We start from the raw sequence: 19,771 nt of genomic DNA, 5'->3' as shown, positions 1-19,771 counted from the left end.
GCCACCTCCGCGCGCCCGATCTACAGTGGCGCAACGGTGTCGTCGAAGGAGAAGCAGAGCAGATGAGCGTGCGCAGCTGGGCCCAGGTGCTCGGAACCCTCGCCGACGGTGGCGACCTGGCCGCGGACGACACCACCTGGGTGATCGACGAGATCTTCACCGACAACGCCACCGCCGCCCAGATCGCGGCGTTCGGGGTCGCCATGAAGATCAAGGGCCCCACGCCGACCGAACTGGCGGGCATGGTGGCCGGGATGCTCGGGCACGCGCGGCTGGTTCACGTCGACGGCGACGCGGTCGATGTCGTCGGCACCGGCGGCGATCGTTCGGGGTCGGTGAACATCTCGACCATGTCCGCGGTGGTCGTGGCCGCGGCCGGGGTCCCCGTGGTCAAGCACGGGAACCGGGCGGCGTCGTCGAAGTCCGGTGGTGCCGATGTGCTCGAAGCGCTGGGTGTGAAGCTCGCGCTCGGACCCGGGTCGGTGGCGCGATCGGTGCGCGAGGCGGGGATCGGGTTCTGTTTCGCGCCGCTGTTCCACTCCGGGCTGCGTTTCGCCGGGGCGGCGCGCAAGGAGATCGGCATTCCGACCGTGTTCAACGTGTTGGGCCCGCTGACCAATCCGGCCCAGCCGCGCGCCGGGCTGATCGGGTGCGCGTTCGCCGATCTCGCGCCCGTGATCGCCGGGGTGTTCGAGGCGCGTGGGTCGAGTGCGCTGGTCGTGCGTGGGCGTGACGGGCTCGACGAGATCACCACTTCGGATCTGACCGACGTGTGGGTGGTCAGTGGTGGGCGGATCCGTCGAACGCTGATCGATCCGACGCGGCTCGGCATCGCGAGGGTGGACCTGGACGACCTGCGTGGCGGAGATGCCGAGGTCAACGCCCAGGTCGCGCGCGATGTCTTCGCGGGGACGGCCGGACCTGTCCGTGACGCGGTGCTGTTGAACTCGGCCGCGGCGATCGTGGCTTACGACCTCTCGCGCGGGGTCGGCGATGTCGATCTCGACCTGGACGCGGCACTGACCGACGGGCTAGAGCGCGCCGCCGCCGCGGTGGACAGCGGGGCGGCGGCGAAGCTGCTGCAGAGCTGGGCCGAACTCACCAGGACGCTCGACGAGAACTGACCCCGAAGGCTCACTCCCCCAGCGAGAATCCGGCTTCCACGTCGGCGCTGGAATAGGACTTGAACGCGATGTGGGTGGTGGTGCGGACCACGCCGTCCACCTTGTCGATGCCCGCGGTGACCACTTCGGCGATGCGCGCGTGGTCGCGCACGCGCACGATCGCGATCAGGTCCACGTCACCGGCGCAGGAGTACACCTCGGCGACTCCTTCGGTGTCGGCGAGGGCCTGCGCGGTCTCGGGGATGCGAGAGTTCTGCGCCTGGATCATCACGATCGCGGTAATCATGGGATCACTCTAGAACTTCGGGCCGCTCGGTGGCCGCTTTGAATCGACGCATCAGGTCATAGCTCTTCACCCCGGGTGCCGCTTCCACCGAACTGGACACGTCCACGCCATAGGGACGGTGCCGGGCGATCACATCGGCGACGTTGTCGGGGTCCAGGCCGCCCGCCAGCACCACCCGGCCCGGTTGCGCGCGGACCCAATCGGGGAATTCCTCGAACACACCGGAGCCCGCGCTGGCGTCGTAGAAGAAGTATTCGCTGGTCTGACCCGGTTCCGGCGGGTTCGAGGAGCAGAAGGCCAGGTTCGGCAGGTCGGTCCACTCATAGAGCTGCACGACGTCGAACGCGTCCGCTACCTCGGCGACCTCGCTCGCCTCGAGGGCGACAGCGAAGGTGGTGATGCGACCACCCGCGTAGCCGGCGAGCGCGCGTGCCTGTTCGGGGGTGCGGTAGCGCTTGCTCTTCGTCGTCACCATGACGCCGATCGCGGAGTACCCGAGCTCGATCGCCCAGTCGATCTGTTCCTCGGTGGTCAGACCGCACACCTTCACGAACATTCGCCGCTGCTCCTTGTCCTCGGGCCCCGCCACCGTGCGCGGAGTCGTCGTCCATGATCCAGGACGGGTTGTTCTCGCCTGCCTCGGCCGCCCCGGTGTGGCTCGTCAGCGTTCGGCCAGATACTCCTCCTGTTCGCTCCTGGTGGTCGCGGCCGTGCGCGCGAGCTGCGCCCAGCCCACCCAGCGCGCCGCACCGTGCAGCGGTTCGTGGTACCCGTCGCTGGTCCGCACGATCCGCGCGCCGGGTTTGGCAAGCCAGCGAGCGATGACGCCGACTTCCTCCGGTGGGGCTCCGCGCAGGGGTGGGATGCGGTCGCCGAGGTCGACGACCGCACCGTCGAGGAAGAACGCTACTTCCGGCGCATTCACCCGATCGGACTCAGCTGCCGAACGCTGGGTCCCGCTACCCGGCGACGCGATGCCCAGGTCGGGGATCACTGTTTCGGCGGCGGCGACGATCTGATCGACAACGGCCATCGGTGGGGTGCCGCGCGCAGCGGTGCCCGCGGCGGCGAGGCGGCCGTAGCGGATGACAGAGAATTCCCAGCCGCCCGCACCGTCGGGGAGAGCGATGATCAGTTCCGCGAGGCGAGCGAGGGCGGCGAGACGCTGGGTGCGGTGCAGTTTCGTGACCACGGTGGCGGTGCGGTCGCGCAAGCGCGCCGCTGCCTCGAAATGCTCTGCGGTGGAATATGTTTCGATTCGATCTATCATCGCGCGGAGCAGGGTGTCGGCGCGGCCGGTGAACAGGTCGCGGACCGCGTCGACGGCCGGAGCGTAGCTCGTGGCGTCGTGGTCACCGTCGTGGCGTGCGGCGGGACAGCCGCCGACCACCGCGGGCGGGCAGGTGTGTTTGGCCGTGCGGGTGAGGCGGGTGGCGCAGGTTCGGATTCCGGCGAATTCGGCGATCGTGGACGCCACGTCGACGGCGTCGGTCCGGGAATTGAACGGCCCCACCGCGGTTCGGGTCGGGGTGCGCACCGCGGTCAACCGGGGGAACGCCTCCTCGCTCAGGGTGAGCCACCACCCACGCTTGGGGAATTTGGAGCGGCGGTTGTACGGCGGCGCGTGCGCGGCGAGCAACCGCAGCTCGCGCACCCCGGCTTCGAGGCCGTGCGCGCACACCACATGGTCGACCCGAATCGCCAGTGTCACCATCTCTTTCATCCGGCCGCGGGTCTCCGAACCGGTGAAGTAGTTGCGGACGCGACGGCGCAGATTCACCGCAGTCCCTATATAGAGGACTTCGTCCGACGGTCCGCGGAAGAGATAGACGCCGGGCGCGGCAGGCAGATCGGTCGCGAAAGTGCGCTTGGCGCGCTGGGTTCCGGTGACGCCGGGCAGGTAGTCGAGCAGCTCGGTCAGGCTGTGTACGCCCTGATTGCCGACCCGGCCGATCAACGCGTGCAGCACGTCGACGGTGGCGCGGGCGTCGTCGAGCGCGCGGTGCGTCGGTGTCGTCGACGCACCGAGGAGCTGTGCCAGCACCCCGAGTCGTGCCGACGGGGCCTCGTCACGCGTGAGCACCCGCCGCGCCAGCTTCACGGTGCACAACACCTGCGGATTGGGCCACGCGATGTCCTGACGCGCCGCGGCCGCTTTGAGAAACGCGGTGTCGAACCGCGCGTTGTGCGCCACCAGCACTGCCCCGGCGGCGAACTCGAAGAACCCCGGCAGCACCCCCTCGATCCGCGGCGCCTCGTACACCATCGCCGTGGTGATCCCGGTGATCTGCACGATGGCGGGCGGAATCGCGTACCCCGGATTCACCAGGGTCGCGAACTCCCCCAGCACCTCACCGCCGCGCACCTTCACCGCCCCGATCTCGGTGATCGCGTCCCGATCAGCGCTGGTCCCGGTCGTTTCGAGGTCGACGACGACGAAAGTGGTGGCATACAGCGGGGTATCGAGCTCGTCGAAGGCCAACTGCCGAGCGGCAGCCGGGAGCGGAACGGGATCGGGCACGGCGAGCAGCGTAGGACGGGGGTCCGACAAGCTCGGCCCGAACTCGATGACCGCCCAGCCGCTCGGGCGCACCTCCTCCGAGCGCATCGAGTCGGCCATGGCCAGTAGATGTCGGAGAGAACCACCCGGCGACCCGTCCCGCGACCCGGCACAACCCGGGGCCGTGATCTTCGGAGCCGACAATTCGGCGCGAGACTTTCGTTCTGATGCGAACAAAATGCCCAAGATCAAACTGATTTGTGACCGGGCTCACATTCTTATCGAATTCACATGAGTTCATCAGATTTCAATGGGTAATCGGCCTTACCGCTCTGCGCGCGCCGCAGCTTACGGCGCGCCGCCCGTGAGGCGGACCGTCCGACACGCAGGCAAACCGCACTCCGAGCGTGTACGACCTGCGGATTTACCGATTCTGGGTACCGAAATCGCCGCGCGAACCCTATTGGCGACGCGCCGGTAGCGCCCGGAAATCTCGATCGCCGCGACCTGGCGTTATCGTTTCGTGATCGGGTGTGACTCAGCTCGCACACATTCTTCGGTGATATCAGCCGAAACCCCCCTTGGACCGATGTCCGACTTTACAAACCCCCGTGATGTCTTCGTAACCTTTTTGAGACCTCACGGAGTCCCGCCGATCGGAAACGGTCAGCGAGACGAAGCCCGCCGCGTCAAACGGACACGGCGTCGTGGGGCAGATTGGAAGTTCCGCATCATGGCGAACAACACCGTCAAGCGTCAGGCGCAGCGTGCCGTTGCCGTCGGAGCCGTCGGCGCTGCCACCATCGGCGCGTTCCTCCTGCCGGCCGCCCCGGCATCGGCCACCCCGGTGACCGTGCCCGGCATCGGCACTTTCGAGGTTCCGAACGAGATTCCGCTGCCCCAGGGCGTCCCCGGCATCGAGATCCCGGCCGCGCCGCAGGTTTTCACCGCACCGCGCGCCACCGCCGCCGACATCGCCCTCGATGCCGCGCTGAGCAAGATCGGCTCGCCTTACGTCTACGGCGCCGCGGGCCCGAACGCCTTCGACTGCTCGGGTCTGGTCCAGTGGGCCTACGCCCAGGCCGGCATGGACATTCCGCGCACCAGCGACGCCCAGCTGGGCGCCGGCACCCCGGTCTCCATCGATGCCCTGCAGCCCGGCGACATGGTGTCGTTCTACGGCGGCGGCCACTCCGGCCTGTACGCCGGTGACGGCAATGTCGTGCACGCCTCCACCGCGGGCACCCCCGTTCAGATCGCGTCGCTGTCGTCGATGCCGTTCGCGGGTGCTCGACGCTTCTGATCGAATGCCGCATGATGCGCAGTTCGCGGGGAAGTGCGCACCGTCACGGCACTGATCGTCCGGGTACGTGCGCCGTCCACTGGGTTGGACGGCGCACGTACCTTTACTGGACACGACTGCATACAGTTCCGTAACCTGATCGAGACCTTCTCGGCTGACGAGGAGATCGCGCTCAGGTAGTGCGCTGTATCGGCGGACAACGAGAGAACGGGGCACGGGCCACTGTGACTGCACACCACCGGAATTCGCACGCCACGCGTGGTTTCGCCGGAGCCCTTTCCGCCGCGATCCTGGTGTGCGCGATCTACACCGCCGGCCCCTCCGGTGCCGACCCCGTGGCCCTGCCGACCACCGCGACCGACGCGATCTCGCGCATGGTCGACCTCTCTCGCCAGTCCGAGCAGCTCAACCAGCTCGCACTCACCGCGCAAGGCGATCTCGACGCCAAGCTCGCGCTGCAACGCGAAGCCGACGACAAGGTCGCCGCCACCTCCGCGGTCGTCGAGGCCGCCCGCGCCGAAGTGCGCAGGTTCCAGCCGATGATCGACCGCACCGCCGTGGCCGCCTATACCGGCGTACGCACCAACAGCATGTTCGCTGTGCTGTCGAGCGGTTCACCGCAGCAGTTGCTGGACAAGATGTCGACGCTGGACGTGCTCGCCCAGCAGACCACCGACACGGTCCGCCAGTTCAAGCAGGCCGCCGACGCCGCCACCGCGGCCGACGCCGTCGCCCGCACCGCCGCCGAGGCGGCGCACGCCGCGACCACCGCCGCCGACGCGGTGCGCGCCGACGTCGAACGCAAACGCCAGGACCTCGCCGCCTCGACCACCTCGGTGGTCGAGGCGTGGAGCCAGCTCTCGGCGCGCGACAAGTCGACGCTGGCCGGTTCACCGTTCCCCCCTGGCTTCGACCGTGATTCGCTGCTCGCGGGCCTGGTCCCCGGCAGCGGCACCAGCGCGCTGGCCGCCGCCCTCACCCGCGTCGGCGATCCGTATGTCTGGGGCGCCACCGGGCCCGATCAGTTCGACTGCTCCGGTCTCGTGCAGTGGGCGTTCAAGCAGGTCGGCAAGAACGTGCCGCGCACCAGTTCCCAGCAGGCGGGCTACGGCACGCCGGTGTCCAAGGACGAACTGCTGCCCGGCGACGTGATCCTGTTCTATCCCGACATCACCCACGTCGGCATCTACGCGGGCAACGGAATGATGGTGCACGCCTCCACGTTCGGCGTGCCGGTCGCTGTCGCGCCGATCAACACCACCCCGTACCACTCGGCCCGGCGATACTGAGCAAGACCGGTGACCGATCCGTCCCCCCGCTCGGGCCTGCGTTCGTGGTTCTCGTCGAACGGCCGCCTGGAATTCTGCATCACGCTCGCCTCGGTCACACTGCTGACCGGGGCGTGCGTGGCACTGATCCTGGTGCCGCGCAACGCGGGTCCGTTGCAGCTGGCCACCGACGAGGCCGAAGTACTCGACACCTCCGAGGGCATCGACAATCCGCGCTTGAGTCCGGTGCGCCGCGAGCTGCAACCCTATGGCCCGATCCTGGTGCGTGAAGTCGCCGACGGTGCCGCGGCCCCGGCGCTGCTGGTGGCCCACCCCAGCCATCGCGCCGATCTCGATGTCCTCGAACAACAGCTGGGCCGAGCCATTTCGGATGTGAGCGCGGTGTGGGGCACCGAGTGGAATCGCGCGCCCGTGGTGGTCGTGGCGAGCACTCCCGCCGAATTCACCGCGCTGACCAGGTCCGCGGGCGCCACCGGCGCCGACGTGGCCGCCGTGTCGCTCACCGGGTCCTACACCCCGGGCACCCAGCCCACCGACCAGCGCATCGTGTTCAACCCCGACGCCCGCAGGCGGGTCGGCAACGAGGGCATGGCCACGCTGCTGCGCCACGAACTCACCCACCTCGCCACCCGAGCCGACACCGCCGACGGCGCACCGCTGTGGATGCTGGAGGGCTTCGCGGAGTACGTCGCTCAGCGCGATCAGCAGACCACCTTCTCCCAGATCGCGCCCACGCTGACCACCCGGTTGCGCGGCGGCGCCCTACCCACCGAACTCGTCGCCGATACCGATTTCACCGGTGTCGACGCGGCCTACGCCTACGAAAGCGCGTGGAGCACCTGCGCCTTCCTCGCCGACCGCTACGGCACCGCCGCCCTCACCACCTTGTACAAGCGCCTGGCCACCGGCCCGCAATCCCCCGCGGCCCAGGATGCGGCGTTCACCGCCGTGCTCGGGGCCTCGCGCGCCGAGTTGCTGGACGGGTGGCGGGCCTGGTTGCGCGGCCGCGCCGCATGACGGGCGCAGGCGCGGGTACGCCCGACCACGTCCGCCCACCCGTCAGCCGACCGATTAGGTTGTTCTCTTATGGCCCGAACTCTGCTGGTTACCAACGATTTCCCGCCTCGGCCGGGCGGAATCCAGTCGTATCTGCAGGCGCTGTCGAATCAGCTGCCGCCCGAGGACCTGGTGGTGTACGCCCCGCGCTGGCGCGGTGACAGCCACGAGAAGTTCGACGCCGCGCAGAAGTTCCAGGTGGTGCGTCATCCGACGACACTGATGTTGCCGACCCCCGCGGTCATCAAGCGGGCGAGTGCGCTGCTGCGCGAACACGGCTGCGACACCGTGTGGTTCGGCGCGGCCGCTCCCCTGGCGGCGATGGCGCCGATGCTGCGGCGCGCGGGCGCGGAGCGCATCCTGGCCAGTACCCACGGTCACGAGGTCGGCTGGTCGATGCTGCCCGGTTCGCGCCAGGTGCTGCGGTCGATCGGCGAGCACACCGATGTGGTGACCTACGTCAGCAAGTACACCCGCGGCCGTTTCGCCTCGGCCTTCGGTCCGCGCGCGGCCCTCGAGCATCTGCCGCCGGGCGTCGACCCCACCGAGTTCCGGCCCGACCCGGCCGCCCGGGAGGAGCTGCGCGCCCGCTACGGCCTCGGCCAGCGCCCGACCGTGCTGTGCCTGTCGCGGCTGGTCCCGCGCAAGGGCCAGGACATGCTGATCGTGGCGATGAGCGAGATCCGCGAGCGCGTCGACGGCGCGGTGCTGGTGATCGCCGGCGGTGGACCGTACGAGACGCGCCTGCGCGCGCTGGCCGAGGCGCTCGGCGTGCAGGACAGTGTGGTGTTCACCGGGCGGGTGCCCTCCGGCGAGCTGGCCGCCCATCACACGATCGCCGATGTGTTCGCGATGCCGTGCCGCACACGCGGGGCGGGCCTGGACGTCGAGGGGCTCGGGATCGTCTTCCTCGAGGCATCCGCGACCGGGGTCCCGGTCGTGGCGGGTGACTCCGGCGGCGCCCCCGAGACGGTGTGCGAGGGCGAGACCGGCATCGTGGTGCACGGCCGGTCGGTCCCGCAGATCAGCGATGCCATCGTCGAGCTGCTCACCGACCGGGACAAGGCGGCCGAGATGGGCGCCGCGGGCCGGGCCTGGGTGGAGCGGAACTGGCATTGGGACCGTCAGGGCGCCCGGTTGCGGGAACTGCTGCGGTGACACCTTGGCCGGGCCCGATGTGGCGTCCACTACGCTCAGCCGGGTGAGCAGTATCCAGGTCGCAGATCAGACCTTCCTCGCCGCACCCGGCACCGCGATCGCCGAGGTGCTCAGCGCCGCGAACAACTGGCGCCGCTGGTGGCCCGACCTGCGCCTCGATGTGCGCGAGGATCGCGGCGACAAAGGCATCCGCTGGACGGTGGCAGGCGCGCTGACCGGCACCATGGAGGTATGGCTCGAGGCCGTCCCCGAGGGCGCCATCCTGCACTACTTCCTGCACGCCGAGCCCACCACGGCCGCGTCGAAGCCGCCGCGCGCGCTGGCCGCGGCCAATCGCGCCCGCCGGGTCGCGGGCCGCAACATGGCCTTCGAACTCAAAGCACGACTAGAAGCCGGTCGCCCCGCGGGCGTCGCGCCCGCGATCCCCGCCGCCCCCTGACAGGCATCGTTCCCAGACAGAAATGAGGGCTTGGCTGCCATGGCCGACCGGACTCAGAGATCGATTCTCATCGACGCACCGTCGCAGCAGGTGATGGCCGTTATCGCGGATCTGGAGTCCTATCCGGAGTGGGTGGCCGCCGCGAAGTCGGTCGAAGTCGTCGATCGCGATGCCGAAGGGCGCGCGGCCACCGCACGGTTCGTGCTCGACGCCGGCGTCGTCAAGGACACCTACGTGCTGTCCTACACCTGGCGCGCCGACGGCAAAGCGGTGAGCTGGCGGCTGCTCGAAGGTGACCTGCAGAAGGCCCAGGACGGCAGCTACGAACTCCGGGACCGGCCGGGGGGTGGCACCGAGGTGGTCTACGAACTCACCGTCGACCTGAACATCCCGATGATCGGCATGTTCAAACGTAAAGCCGAGAAGGTCATCACCGACACCGCGCTCAACGAGCTCAAGAAGCGGGTCGAAGGCTGAGCGCCCCGGGCGGTACCCGCGTCGAACTGTTCGTCGGCAAGGGTGGTGTCGGGAAGACGACGCTGGCCTGCGCGACGAGCATGACCTATGCCCGCTCGGGTCAGCGTGTGCTGATCGCCTCGCTGGATCAGGCCCATTCGCTCGGCGACGCGCTCGGTTTCCGTTTCCCGCACGATCCGGGCACCGTCGCCGGGGTGGCCCGGGTGGCGCCCGGCATCGAGGTGATCGAGATCGATTCCCTCGCCCTGCTCGAGGACCGTTTCCGCGATGTGGTGACGATGCTCGCCACAGGCGGCGGCCACGATCACGGCTTCGACCTCGCCGCGCTGGACCCGGCCGAGCTGACCGGGCTGCCCGGTGTGCAGGAACTGCTGATGCTGGTCGAGATCGCCCAGTACGCCGAGGAGAACGACTGGGACGTCATCGTCGTCGATTGCCCGCCCTCGGCCGACATGCTGCGCATCGTCACCGCCCCCGACACCATGCTCAACTATCTCGAACGCCTCTGGCCCCGGCATGCGCGCACGATGAGCGCGATCGGACTGGATCTCCGCAAGGCGGTGCTCGCGGCCGCGGTCGAACGGGTCGTGGTCGCGGTGACCCAGGTCCGCGATCTCCTCGCCGACCGCACCCGCACCAGCGCCCGCCTGATCACCGGGCCCGAACAGGTCGCCGTCGCCGAGGCGCGGCGGGTGCGTTCGGCGGCCGCGTTGCTGGGCCTGCGGATGGACGCGGTGGTGGTGAACAAGGTGCTGGCCCCGGTGCCACCGCCAAGCGACAACGCCCACCCGGCCGTGCACTGGTATCTGAACCGCCGCGCCGAGCAACTCGAGGTGGTGGCCCGGCTGCACGAGCAACTCACCGATGTCCCGATCCTGATCGCCCAGCACGCCGGCGCCGAGCCGGTGGGGGTGAATTCGCTGGCGGCCTTCTCGCATTCGGTCGACACGCTGCCCGCACAACACGCTCAGGGCGCGGATTCGGGCGAACCGATGGTTCGATGGGAGTCCGGCTCCGGTGTCGACTCCGTGTACGCGATGCGGATGCGGCTGCCGGTAGTCGATCCCGGCACCTTGCGGCTGGGCCGAGTGGAGGACGATCTGATCGTGGGAGCCGACGGGGTACGCACACGCGTACGCCTCGCGCCGGTGCTGCGACGCTGCACAGTGGCGGGCGCCGAACTCGACACCGGTCACCTCGTGGTCCGCTTCCGGCCCGATCCGCGGGTGTGGCCCGCCGATCCGAACTACACGAAGGCCACCGCAGATGAGCACTGACTCCCAGTCCGAGCGCCACGGCCACGACGGCTTCGCCGAGTTCACCGAGGAGCTGCGCCTACTCTCCGAAGTTCTCCTCGCCCGGGTCGAACCCGTGCTACGCCGCACCGCCGCCGACGGTCGGGCCGACCTGGGCGGTTGCGCCTGGTGCCCGGTCTGTGCGGCCGCGGCCCTGCTGCGCGGCGACCACCACGACGTCGTCGCGGCCCTCGCCGACCACGGCACCTCCATGGTGACGGTCCTGCGCGAAGCCCTCGCGGGCATTCCCGTCGAACCGGTCCTCCCGCCGGAATGGGCCGAGCACGCTGCGGGACACCCGAATTCGGCCGACGACCATGCCACCGCACACGAGCCCACAGGTCAGCCCCCACGCCCCAGCGGTGCCACGGGTCTGCAGGATCCGGGTTCCAGCCCGCGCTCGCGAGCCCCGCGCCCGGACCAGTCCAGCGCCCCTCGCCCGCGCCGGGTCGACGAGTACAACGCGCCGCGGACCACGCGCACACCACACATCACCCCCGAACCCGACCGCGCCGACGCGACCGCGCCGGACGCTGACGCATTCGCCACCACCGCGCCGCCGACGGCCGCCAACCCGAACCAGCGCCCCAGGCCCACCGCCGAGGATCGGTCGGCCGCTGCCCGCGCGCCGCGCTCGCAATATGTCGACATTCCGGTGACGATCCGGGGATGACCAGCAGGATCGACCCTCAACACCTGCTCACCGTCGGCATCGATGTGGGTGGCACCAACATTCGTGCCTCGGTGGTCGACGTCGACGGCGAGGTGCTCGACACTGTGCAGGCGCCGACCCCGCATTCGGCGCGCGCCCTCGAGGACGCGATCGACCGCTCGGTGCGCGAGCTGGCCCGGCGGCATCCGATCGCGGCGGTGGGGCTGGCCGTCGCCGGTTTCATCTCGACCGATCAATCGACGGTCCTGTTCGCACCGCACCTGCCGTGGCAGAACGCCCCGGTCGCCCAACGGCTCACCGCGCGGCTGGGCCTGCCGGTGATCCTCGAACACGACGCGAACGCCGCGGGCTGGGCCGAGTACCGCTTCGGTGCGGCGGCGGGCGGGCAGACGGTGGTGCTCGTCGCGATCGGCACCGGCATCGGCGCCGCGCTGCTCATCGACGGTCAGCTCTATCGCGGCAGCCACGGCATCGCCCCCGAACTCGGCCATCTCCAGGTCGTGCCCGAGGGCCGTGCCTGTCCGTGCGGCAAACACGGATGCTGGGAGCGCTACTGCAGCGGAACGGCGCTGGCCGACACCGCCATCGAAATGCTCGCCACCGACCCCGTGCGTTCGGTGCTGGCGCGCGATGTGCTGCGCGACCCCGGCTCGCTCACCGGCCGCCGGGTCGCGGGCGCCGCACAGGACGGCGATCCGCTCGCGGTGCGGGTGATGGCCGACTTCGCGCGGTGGCTCGGACTCGGCCTCGCCTTCGTCAGCGATCTGTTCGATCCCGACCTCGTGGTGATCGCGGGCGGGGTGAGCAGTTCGGCGCCGCTGTTCCTCGACGAGGCTCGCGAACACTACGCGAGCGCGGTCACCGGAGCCGGGCATCGGCCGCTGGCGCGTCTGCGCACCACGCAGCTCGGGGAGGCCGCGGGCATGATCGGCGCCGCGGAATTGGCCAGGGCGGCGGTCGATGCGCCGGTGGCCGGTCGCGCGGCGAGATAAGGGTCACAGCCATGTGCTCCAGCTACCAGCTCGGGTTGGTTGTGACCTGCGACCAGCGGTAAAGTCGTTGTCCGAAGCCGCACACCACGATCCCGGTCCGAAGAAAGGACGCCATGTTCTATTGGCTGCTCAAGTACGTCTTCCCGGGACCGTTCATGCATCTGTACAACCGGCCCGTTGTCGAGGGCCTCGAGAACGTCCCGGCCGATGGACCGGCGATCATGGCGGGTAACCATCTGTCGTTCTCCGACTGGCTGTTCGCACCGCTGCTGAGCCCGCGGCGGATCAACTACCTCGCCAAGGCGGAGTACTTCACCACCCCCGGCTTCAAGGGGCGCCTGCAGAAGTTCTTCTTCAGCGGCACCGGCCAGTACCCGATCGATCGCAGTGGCGCCTCGGCTGCCGACGACGCACTCATCGCCGCCACCAAACTCCTCGACGAAGGTCGCCTCGTCGGCCTGTACCCCGAGGGCACCCGCTCCCCCGACGGCCGCCTCTACAAGGGCAAGACCGGCATGGCGCGCCTCGCGCTGGAGACCGGCGTCCCGGTGATCCCGGTCGCGGTGATCGGCACCGACAAGGTGAGCCCGCCCGGACCGTTCAAGTGGCGTCGCCAGAAGGTCACGCTGAAGTTCGGTGCGCCTCTTGATTTCTCGCGCTACGAGGGCATGAGCGGTAACCGCTTCGTCGAACGCGCTGTCACCGACGAGGTGATGTACGAGCTGATGCGGCTCACCGGCCAGGAATATGTCGACGTGTACGCGCACAGCCTCAAGAAGGGCGTCGCGCCCACCGACAACCAGATCGACGCCACCCGCATCCCCGAGACCAAGGCCGGCTGAGCCGAACCCTGGTGCGCCACACGATGAACCGGCGTACGTCGTCGTTGCCCGGATCGTTTCTCCGCGCACGCGTCCGCCGTTGCCCGGACACCTTCGCGCCCGATTGGTAACCTTTGCCAGGCACGGGCGGGCGGCCACCACAGGTGGCGGGCGTCGGGGACAGCGAGGTAGACGATGGCCGGAGGCGAATCCGACGAGGGCCGCGTCATGCCGTTCGCCCGGCGGACGACCCCGCGTGACGGCAATCCGCCCACCGGCCGGGTAGTGCGCAGCGCGCGCTTGGCCGCGGTACCGGTGGCCTACGCGGGCCGCCGCATCGCGGGCTTCGGCAAACGCGCCGCGGGTCGCGACCCCGCCGCCGTCGACCGCGACATCCGCGTTCGCACCGCCGAACACCTCTTCCAGGTACTCGGCGAGCTCAAGGGCTGTGTCGCGAAACTGGGCCAACTCCTCGGCCTGCTCGAACTCGGCCTGGCCCCCGACCTGGCCGAACCGTATCGCCAAGCCCTTGCCCGACTGCACGATTCGGCGCCCGCCATGCTTCCGGGCGCGGTCCACGCCGAGCTCGCCACCCATCTCGGCCCGGACTGGCGCTCGCTGTTCCTCGAATTCGACGACCGCGCCTCCGCCGCCGCCTCGGTCGGCCAGGTCCATCGGGCCCGCTGGCACGACGGCACGCAGGTCGCGGTCAAGGTCATGTACCCCGGCTCCCGCCGCGCGGTGCTGGCCGACCTGCAAGCTCTGCGACGCGCCACACCGTTGTTCACCGCACTGCTGCCCGGCGCCGACACCCGCCCGGTGGTGGAGGCGCTGTGCAACGAGATCCGCGACGAACTCGACTACGCCCGCGAGGCCGTCAACCAGCGCGCCTTCGCCACCGCCTTCGCCGACGACCCCGATGTCGTGGTGAGCCGGGTGATCGCCCAGCACGGTGACGTACTGGTCACCGAATGGCTCGACGGTGTTCCCCTGTCCCGGTTGATCATTCGCGGCAATGCGAACGAACTCGACCGGCTCGGCGTGCTGATCATGCGCTTCCTGTTCTCCGCTCCCGCCCGCGCCGCCCTCGTCTACGGCGACCCGCACCCCGGTAATTTCCTTCGCATGCCCGACGGCCGGCTCGGCGTGGTCGACTTCGGCGCCTGCACACCGTGGCCCGGCACCTTCCTCGACGTCGCGAGCGATGTCGGCGCCGCCGTCATCGCCGACTCCCCCGCCGACCTCGAGGCCGCCATGCGCCGCCACGGCTTCGTCGCCCCCGACCGCGACCTCGACATCGCCACCGTCGCCGCCCGCCTGCAACCGGTCCGCGAAGCCCTCCTCGCCCCCACCTACCCGCTCTCGGCCGACTGGCTCCGCGAACAGGTCCGCCTCGCCACCGACCTGCGTCTGACGAACATCCTGCGCCAACTCACCATGCCCCCCGCCCACACCCCGATCCTGCGCTCCTTCCTCGGCGGTCTGGCAGTGCTGTGCCAACTCCACACCGCCGTCCCCCTCCGCGCCGAATGCACCCGCTGGTACCCCGAAACCGCCGCCGCCGCGGGGCTGTAGACGCCTCACCCGAGTTCGGTCTGCCGTACGGCATCGTTCATGTTCCGTTGCCTTGCTAACGACCGGGTGTTCCGACCGGTGGCGCACCGTGACGTTCATGGCTGTTTCGGATTTCGCGATGTCTCGGCGCACGCTGCTGCGCGCAACCGCCCTCGGTGTGGTGACCGCTCCCGCCCTGGTGGCCTGCGGTGACGATGGGCCCGCATTGGTACGAGCCAGGCCTTCGCTCACGCACGGGGTGGCGGTCGGGGATCCGCGTAGTGATGGCGCCCTGATCTGGGCTCGCTCGGATACGCCCGCGACGCTGGTGGTGGAGACGTCGGCGAGCGAGAAGTTCACCGACGTCAAGCGATTCACGGGGCCGCTGCTCACCCCGGCTACCGACGGCACCGGACGGGTGCGGGTGAACGGTCTGCCCGCCGGGCAGCTCGTGCACTACCGGGTACGCCTCGACAGGGAGGGCGGCGCCAGCTCGGAGACGCTCACCGGCGTGTTCCGCACGGCGCCGACCGCGCCCGCCGACATCTCGCTGCTGTGGTCCGGTGACGTCGCCGGCCAGGGTTTCGGGATCAACCCGGACCTGGGCGGCATGAAGGTGTTCTCCGCCATGGCCGCTCGCGACCCGCACCTGTTCCTGCATTCCGGCGACTGCATCTACGCCGACAACGCGCTGAAGGAATCGGTGACGCTGCCCGACGGGCGGATCTGGCGCAACATCACCGCCGAAGCGAAAAACGCCCCCGCGGAAACCCTCGACCAGTTCCGCGGCAACTACGCCTACAACCTCACCGACGACAACTACCGCCGGTTCAACGCCGCCGTCGCCCAGATCGTCCAGTGGGACGACCACGAGACCACCAACAACTGGTCCCCCGGCGGCACGGTCGCCGCCGACAAGGGCTACACCGAGCGCAGCATGGACACCCTCGCTACGCGTTCGTGGCAGGCCTTCCACGAGTGGATGCCGTTGGAGCCCAAGGAAGCCGTCGACGGCCGCCTCTACCGCAAGATCTCCTACGGCCCGCTGCTGGACGTGTTCGTCCTGGACATGCGCGCCTACAAGGACGCCAACACCGCCAATACCGCGCCCCAGGGCCAGATCCTCGGCGCCGCCCAGATCGCCTGGCTCACCGAGGGGTTGAAGAACTCCAAGGCCACCTGGAAGATCGTCGCCGCCGACCTGCCGCTGGGTGTGGTCGTCCCCGACGGCAAGACCGCCTTCGAAGGCCCCGCCAACGCCGCCCCCGGCGCACCGTCGGGCCGCGAGACCGAGATCGCCCAGGTGCTCTCGGCGATCAAGGCGAACAAGGTCGGCGATGTCGTCTGGCTCACCGCGGATGTCCACTACACCGCCGCGCACCACTACTCCCCCGCCCGCGCCGCCTTCACCGATTTCGACGAGTTCTGGGAGTTCGTCTCGGGCCCGCTCAACGCGGGCGCGTTCGGCCCCAACCCTCTCGATCCCACCTTCGGGCCCGAGGCGGTCTACGTCCACGCGCCGCCCACCGCGAACACCTCCCCGATGGATCCGGAGTACCAGCACTTCGGCGAGGTGAAAATCGACGGCCGCACCGGAGAAATGACCGTCAACTTGTGCGACGCGACCGGAAAAGTCCTGTTCACCAAGCAACTCGCGCCCACGCGGAAATAGGTGCGAAGTACCCTGCGCAAGAACCGCGCACCTATGGTTAGCTATGCGGTCATGGGCACGCCGCATACCGTCATCTCCGAAGAATATCTCCCCACCGATACGGCGGATGTCGTTCGCACTGTGCGTGATTCGCGCGGTCGGTCGGAACGGTTGACGGTGCGCGGCGGTGAACAGACCGAAGAGTCCTATGGCCTGACCGATCAGCGCGGGGCGCTCTCGCTGCGCAAGATGAATTCGGTGCTCGACATCAACCTGGGCCGGCGCACCGTGCGCGTGCAGGCGGGCGCGAAGCTGTCCGAGATCGACCGCAGGCTCGGCGCGCACGGTCTCGGCCTGCCGGTGGTCGGCGATCATCGCGACATCACCGCGGGCGGCTTCGCCTCCGTCGGCGGGGTGAGCACCGCCTCACACCGCTACGGCATGTTCATCGACCAGATCGTCGACCTCGAGTACGTCGACCCCGACGGCCGGATCGGCACCTGCGGGCGCGGCCACCACACCGAGCGGTTCCACCGCATCCTCGGCGCGGGCGGTCGCGCGGGCATCATCACCGCCCTCACCCTGGACGTGGTCGAGGTCGACAAAGACCACACCATGCTCACCACCGACGCCGACCGGTTCCTCGACTTCGACTCCTTCGTCGAGCACGCGACCAACGAGATCACCAACCCCGGCAGCGCGGCGCTGCAGGTCGGTCGCTGGGTCGACACCGCCCCGCTGAAGGTGGCGCGCCCGGTCGGCACCGGCCAGGTGACCCTCGGTGCCGTCCGTTTCGGTCAGTGGTCGAGCCTGTACCCCACCGCCCCCACGCGCGGCCTGCGGGCCCGGCGTGAGGTCGGCACGCGGACTCGGAAGTCGCTGGGCGCCATCGCTTCCGCCGCGGGCGGCCGCGCGGGCATGCCGGTCCGCAACGCGGCGGCGGGCGCGCTGATGTTCGCGCCGAAGGTCCTCACCATGCGCGACGCCGAGTACCTGGCCGACACCGTCATCAACTCCTCCGAACGCGGCCCCGCCTACCGCGTCGGCGTGTTCGCCCCGCTGGCCAACTACGGTTCGGTCTTCTACGGCCTGCACGATCTGTTCTCGGCGCACCGCGAGCGCTCGGGCTGCTTCACCGTCATCTCCGCGATGACCTACGGCGTGCGCTCGGAGTACCTGCGCGCCGAAGCCGCCGCCCGCGGCCTCACGCCCGCCGACTACGGCCTGATCACCTTCACCTGCCGCCTGCGTCCCTCGGCCCTGCCCTCGGAGCAGCTGCGCGAGATCGTCTCGGGCATCGACGACATCTGCCGCTCGGAGCAGGGCCTGCGCTACAGCGTCTGAGGACGGACTCGGCGGGTTCGGCGTTTCGCCCGGCTGCGCGTATTCGCGCACTGTGTTACACGCCGAACCCGCTGGTCACGTCGGGTCCGACGGCGGCTATCTGACTATCAGTCATATCCATCTCCCAGTGGATGGGATAGTCGGCTCTACGGATCACGCGGAGAAAGTGTGATGTCGGTTACGCATTTCGATCGTTCGTCGAATGCGGGCCCCATCCTCGAAAGGACCTCTGATGGTCGCTCCCACTCCGACACCCGCCGTGGACCGCTGGACCCCACGCCTGATCTTCTCGCTCGCCTCGATCGTGCTCCTGCTGGAGATGCTCGCGGTGAGCTACATGATGATCTCGACGGCGCTACCGTCGATCGCCGCGCACTACCAGACCACCCAGGGCGCCTGGCTGCTGACGTCGTTCCTGCTGGTCGGCGCCGTCACCGCGCCGCTGATCGGCAAGCTGGCGGACATGTACGGCAAGCGCAAAGCCCTGCTCGGGTGCGTGACCGTGGCAGCGGCGGGATCGCTGCTGTCGGCGATCGCGGGCAGCTACGCCGTCCTGATCGCGGGCCGTGCGCTGACCGGCCTGCTCATCCCCTGCCTGTTCCTGAGCTACTCGCTGATCCGGGACGTGTTCCCGGCGAAGACGATCGCGCTGGCGGTGAGCATCGCGACCAGCGGCATGGGGTTGATCGCGATTCCCGCGCCGTTCCTCACCGGGTGGCTGATCGACAACCACGGATTCCGCAGCATCTTCTGGTTCTTCGTCATCGGTCTCGCCGTGCTGGGCGCGCTGATCTTCTTCACGACGGCCGAGTCGTCGGTGCGGCTGCGCTCACGGATCGACCCGCTCGGAGCGATTCTGCTCGGCGGCGGCATCGCCGGCATCCTCATCGCGGTCAGCTTCGGACCGACCTGGGGCTGGCGTGACAGTACGACCATGGCGTACCTCTTCGGTGGCGTGGTGCTGCTGCTGGCCTGGCTGGCGAGCGCGCGAATGATCCGGGAACCGCTGATCGACCTCGATGTGCTCGGCCGCCGTTCGGTGCTGCTCACCACGATCGGCGCCGGACTCTGCTACGGCGCCAGCGGGCTGTTCACCATCCTGCTGCCGATGATGGCCATGACGCCCGCCGTGTTCGGGCTCGACTACGGATTCGGCGTCACCGCGGAGGGTTTCGCGATCTTCCAGGCGCCGGTGGGGCTGATGGTGGTGGTCGGCGGCGTGCTCGTGGGTGTGCTCGTCGGCCGCCGCGACGTCCGCCCCCGCATCCTGATGACCTGCGGCATGCTGCTGATGGCCGTCGGATTCGTGCTGACCGCCGCCGTGCACGACAGCAAGCCCCTGCTGATCGTCTTCGCGGGCATCTTCGGCACGGGCATGGGCATGGCCTACGCCGCGATCCCGAATCTGCTGATCGAGGCCGTGCCGCCGCAGTTGCAGGCAGGCACCGCGAGCATCGTCGGCGTCTCGCAGAGCGTGTTCCCCGCCGTCCTGCCGGTTATCGCCTTCACGATCATGAACAACTCCTACATCGCGCCGATCCCGCCGGAGATGACGCAGGGCGCGGTGTTCTATCTGGACCGCGGCTTCACGATCGCCTTCCTGATCGGTGGTGCGACCGCGCTCATCGGTGCGGTGGTCGCGGCGGCGCTGCCCCGCCGGATCGTGCAGCTGTCCGCTCCGCGCACGGTGGAAGGGCCGGAGGAAGGACTGGTGTTCGCGCACTGAGGCATTCGATGCCCAGAGCCGGTCGTGCGCTCGCACGACCGGCTCTGCCGTTCTCGGGAGACATCCTCCGACAACGAAAACGG

General features: G+C 69.4%; 18 protein-coding genes. 15 read left to right on the top strand and 3 right to left on the bottom strand.

The genetic code is table 11. The features are described from left to right. Positions 1-62 precede the first annotated feature (62 nt). Positions 63-1,124, top strand: a complete 1,062-nt coding sequence (gene trpD / locus ACWGCN_RS18515; protein WP_378992544.1) for an anthranilate phosphoribosyltransferase — start codon at positions 63-65, stop codon at positions 1,122-1,124. 10 nt (positions 1,125-1,134) lie between these two features. Here the strand turns inward: trpD and ACWGCN_RS18510 are convergent, their stop codons facing one another. The 3 genes from ACWGCN_RS18510 to ACWGCN_RS18500 all read right to left on the bottom strand — a co-directional run bounded on the left by ACWGCN_RS18510 (position 1,135) and on the right by ACWGCN_RS18500 (position 3,931). Next, positions 1,135-1,410 carry an Lrp/AsnC family transcriptional regulator gene (locus tag ACWGCN_RS18510; RefSeq protein ID WP_101463603.1) on the bottom strand — a complete coding sequence of 92 codons (276 nt, stop codon included), beginning with the start codon at positions 1,408-1,410 and terminating at the stop codon, positions 1,135-1,137. 4 nt (positions 1,411-1,414) lie between these two features. After that, positions 1,415-1,966 (bottom strand): phosphoribosylanthranilate isomerase, encoded by a 552-nt coding sequence (trpF, locus tag ACWGCN_RS18505; RefSeq protein WP_452458759.1) that lies wholly within the window; start codon positions 1,964-1,966, stop codon positions 1,415-1,417. 105 nt (positions 1,967-2,071) lie between these two features. After that, positions 2,072-3,931 carry a DEDD exonuclease domain-containing protein gene (locus ACWGCN_RS18500; RefSeq protein ID WP_452458760.1) on the bottom strand — a complete coding sequence of 620 codons (1,860 nt, stop codon included), beginning with the start codon at positions 3,929-3,931 and terminating at the stop codon, positions 2,072-2,074. 712 nt (positions 3,932-4,643) lie between these two features. Between ACWGCN_RS18500 and ACWGCN_RS18495 the strand changes: the two genes are divergently transcribed. The 14 genes from ACWGCN_RS18495 (at position 4,644) to ACWGCN_RS18430 (ending at position 19,688) form a co-directional block, all read left to right on the top strand. Beyond that, positions 4,644-5,213, top strand: coding sequence for a C40 family peptidase (locus tag ACWGCN_RS18495; protein WP_378636581.1), 570 nt, complete (start codon positions 4,644-4,646; stop codon positions 5,211-5,213). A 224-nt stretch (positions 5,214-5,437) separates the two neighbouring features. Next, positions 5,438-6,502, top strand: coding sequence for an NlpC/P60 family protein (locus ACWGCN_RS18490; RefSeq protein ID WP_379314817.1), 1,065 nt, complete (start codon positions 5,438-5,440; stop codon positions 6,500-6,502). 9 nt (positions 6,503-6,511) lie between these two features. Further along, positions 6,512-7,519, top strand: coding sequence for a peptidase MA family metallohydrolase (locus ACWGCN_RS18485; RefSeq protein WP_378992540.1), 1,008 nt, complete (start codon positions 6,512-6,514; stop codon positions 7,517-7,519). 69 nt (positions 7,520-7,588) lie between these two features. Next, complete coding sequence (locus tag ACWGCN_RS18480; RefSeq protein WP_452460164.1) at positions 7,589-8,716, top strand: glycosyltransferase family 4 protein; 1,128 nt, start codon at positions 7,589-7,591, stop codon at positions 8,714-8,716. A 43-nt stretch (positions 8,717-8,759) separates the two neighbouring features. Next, positions 8,760-9,155, top strand: a complete 396-nt coding sequence (locus ACWGCN_RS18475) for a polyketide cyclase / dehydrase and lipid transport (RefSeq protein WP_378992536.1) — start codon at positions 8,760-8,762, stop codon at positions 9,153-9,155. 39 nt (positions 9,156-9,194) lie between these two features. Beyond that, positions 9,195-9,632, top strand: a complete 438-nt coding sequence (locus ACWGCN_RS18470; RefSeq protein ID WP_378992534.1) for an SRPBCC family protein — start codon at positions 9,195-9,197, stop codon at positions 9,630-9,632. Next, positions 9,629-10,909 carry an ArsA family ATPase gene (locus ACWGCN_RS18465; RefSeq protein WP_452460165.1) on the top strand — a complete coding sequence of 427 codons (1,281 nt, stop codon included), beginning with the start codon at positions 9,629-9,631 and terminating at the stop codon, positions 10,907-10,909. Before ACWGCN_RS18470 ends, ACWGCN_RS18465 begins: the two co-directional genes overlap by 4 nt. Next, on the top strand, positions 10,899-11,600 hold the full coding sequence (locus ACWGCN_RS18460; protein WP_452460163.1) for a hypothetical protein: 702 nt from the start codon (positions 10,899-10,901) through the stop codon (positions 11,598-11,600). The genes ACWGCN_RS18465 and ACWGCN_RS18460 overlap by 11 nt, the downstream gene beginning before the upstream one ends. Then, positions 11,597-12,592: an ROK family protein gene (locus tag ACWGCN_RS18455; protein ID WP_378636564.1), complete on the top strand. Its 996-nt coding sequence runs from the start codon at positions 11,597-11,599 to the stop codon at positions 12,590-12,592. Before ACWGCN_RS18460 ends, ACWGCN_RS18455 begins: the two co-directional genes overlap by 4 nt. Positions 12,593-12,705: 113 nt before the next feature. Beyond that, entirely contained in the window at positions 12,706-13,434 is a 729-nt protein-coding gene (locus ACWGCN_RS18450; protein WP_378992532.1) for a lysophospholipid acyltransferase family protein, read from the top strand. A 174-nt stretch (positions 13,435-13,608) separates the two neighbouring features. Beyond that, positions 13,609-14,988, top strand: a complete 1,380-nt coding sequence (locus tag ACWGCN_RS18445) for an ABC1 kinase family protein (RefSeq protein WP_379313483.1) — start codon at positions 13,609-13,611, stop codon at positions 14,986-14,988. A gap of 97 nt (positions 14,989-15,085) precedes the next feature. Next, complete coding sequence (locus ACWGCN_RS18440; protein WP_452460162.1) at positions 15,086-16,639, top strand: alkaline phosphatase D family protein; 1,554 nt, start codon at positions 15,086-15,088, stop codon at positions 16,637-16,639. Positions 16,640-16,690: 51 nt separating this feature from the next. Beyond that, positions 16,691-17,962 carry an FAD-binding oxidoreductase gene (locus ACWGCN_RS18435; RefSeq protein WP_378660387.1) on the top strand — a complete coding sequence of 424 codons (1,272 nt, stop codon included), beginning with the start codon at positions 16,691-16,693 and terminating at the stop codon, positions 17,960-17,962. 232 nt (positions 17,963-18,194) lie between these two features. Further along, positions 18,195-19,688 carry an MFS transporter gene (locus tag ACWGCN_RS18430; RefSeq protein WP_378992529.1) on the top strand — a complete coding sequence of 498 codons (1,494 nt, stop codon included), beginning with the start codon at positions 18,195-18,197 and terminating at the stop codon, positions 19,686-19,688. Positions 19,689-19,771: the final 83 nt, after the last annotated feature.

The sequence above is a fragment of the Nocardia sp. NPDC055050 genome (assembly GCF_053608345.1).
Note: the sequence above shows the minus strand (reverse complement) of the source record. Positions and strands in the feature narration are given on the sequence as shown.

What these genes read in the sequence shown, in the direction of transcription:
- trpD (WP_378992544.1), top strand. Translation starts at nt 63, where the DNA reads ATGAGCGTGCGCAGCTGGGCCCAGGTGCTCGGAACCCTCGCCGACGGT.
- ACWGCN_RS18510 (WP_101463603.1), bottom strand. Translation starts at nt 1,410, where the DNA reads ATGATTACCGCGATCGTGATGATCCAGGCGCAGAACTCTCGCATCCCC.
- trpF (WP_452458759.1), bottom strand. Translation starts at nt 1,966, where the DNA reads ATGTTCGTGAAGGTGTGCGGTCTGACCACCGAGGAACAGATCGACTGG.
- ACWGCN_RS18495 (WP_378636581.1), top strand. Translation starts at nt 4,644, where the DNA reads ATGGCGAACAACACCGTCAAGCGTCAGGCGCAGCGTGCCGTTGCCGTC.
- ACWGCN_RS18480 (WP_452460164.1), top strand. Translation starts at nt 7,589, where the DNA reads ATGGCCCGAACTCTGCTGGTTACCAACGATTTCCCGCCTCGGCCGGGC.
- ACWGCN_RS18470 (WP_378992534.1), top strand. Translation starts at nt 9,195, where the DNA reads ATGGCCGACCGGACTCAGAGATCGATTCTCATCGACGCACCGTCGCAG.
- ACWGCN_RS18460 (WP_452460163.1), top strand. Translation starts at nt 10,899, where the DNA reads ATGAGCACTGACTCCCAGTCCGAGCGCCACGGCCACGACGGCTTCGCC.
- ACWGCN_RS18455 (WP_378636564.1), top strand. Translation starts at nt 11,597, where the DNA reads ATGACCAGCAGGATCGACCCTCAACACCTGCTCACCGTCGGCATCGAT.
- ACWGCN_RS18450 (WP_378992532.1), top strand. Translation starts at nt 12,706, where the DNA reads ATGTTCTATTGGCTGCTCAAGTACGTCTTCCCGGGACCGTTCATGCAT.
- ACWGCN_RS18445 (WP_379313483.1), top strand. Translation starts at nt 13,609, where the DNA reads ATGGCCGGAGGCGAATCCGACGAGGGCCGCGTCATGCCGTTCGCCCGG.
- ACWGCN_RS18440 (WP_452460162.1), top strand. Translation starts at nt 15,086, where the DNA reads ATGGCTGTTTCGGATTTCGCGATGTCTCGGCGCACGCTGCTGCGCGCA.
- ACWGCN_RS18435 (WP_378660387.1), top strand. Translation starts at nt 16,691, where the DNA reads ATGGGCACGCCGCATACCGTCATCTCCGAAGAATATCTCCCCACCGAT.
- ACWGCN_RS18430 (WP_378992529.1), top strand. Translation starts at nt 18,195, where the DNA reads ATGGTCGCTCCCACTCCGACACCCGCCGTGGACCGCTGGACCCCACGC.